The organism is Streptomyces sp. B1866 (genome assembly GCF_031932565.1).
Classification (GTDB): Bacteria; Actinomycetota; Actinomycetes; order Streptomycetales; family Streptomycetaceae; genus Streptomyces.
In genome coordinates, this window is the sequence record NZ_JAVSCF010000549.1 from 1 (window position 1) to 976 (window position 976).

Genomic DNA, 976 nt, shown 5'->3' on the forward strand with positions numbered 1-976 from the left:
GCCGCGACCTCGCCGACCCGGCCCTGCACGCCCTGCCCATCCACGGCGTCGCCACCCGATGCGGCTTCACGCACCCTTCCGACTTCAGCCGCGCCTTCCGCACCGCATACGGTGTCTCCCCCCGGGACTACCGGCACCAGGTGCTCCGGGCGCGCGTGCGGCGGGAGACGTACGGCGGGAGCGAGCGGGCGTGAGGCCGCGCACGGGAACCGGTGCGCGGGAGAACCAGAGGGGGACGTGGTGTTCGAGACGGTGTTCCGCAGTGAGGACCTGCCGGTCCAGGACCGGTTCGAGGGCTGGCGCGAGTGCCTGAGCCGGGCGCACGCCCCCATGGAGATCCGCAGCGCGCACGCCGCGGACTTCCGCGCGCACCTGCGCCACCTGGAGCTGGGACCGGTCACGGTGTGGCCGACGACCTTCCAGCCGATGACCTTCCAGCGGACCGGGAAGCTGATCCGGCAGTCGGACCCGGAGGTGTTCCACGTGTCGCTGCTGCTGCGCGGCACCGCGGGCCTGACCCGGGGCACCGAGGAGGCGTCGCTGTCCTCGTACGACCTGCACACCAACGACTCCGGGCGGCCCTGGGAGATCCGCACCGGCGAGCAGGGGCCGATCTCCTCCGTGGGCCTGGAGGTACCCCGGGCGGTGCTGCCGCTGCCGCAGGACCGGGTCGCCCGGGTCGTCGGGCGGCCGCTGTCCGGGCGGGAGGGCGTCGGCGCGCTGCTGGCGGGGCTGCTGGCCCGGCTGGCGGCCGACCCCGGCCCGTACCGGCCGGGCGACGGCCCGCGGATCGGCCTGGCGCTCGCCGACCTGATGGCGGCGCTGTTCGCCCAGGTGCTCGACGCCGAGGCCGCCCTGCCGCCCGAGAGCCGCCAGCGGACCCTCGCGCTGCGCGTCCAGTCCTTCGTCCTCCAGCGGTTGCACGACGCGGACCTGACACCGCGCGACATCGCCGCCGCGCACCACATCTCCGTGA

At 75.3% G+C, this 976-nt stretch carries 2 protein-coding genes; both read left to right on the plus strand.

What is annotated here, in order from left to right:
* Positions 1–194, plus strand: a 194-nt coding sequence (locus RKE29_RS30110) for a helix-turn-helix domain-containing protein (protein WP_312008875.1), incomplete at its 5' end; no start/stop codon positions are given.
* A 46-nt stretch (positions 195–240) separates the two neighbouring features.
* On the plus strand, positions 241–976 hold a 736-nt coding region (locus RKE29_RS30115; protein ID WP_312008876.1), incomplete at its 3' end, for an AraC family transcriptional regulator.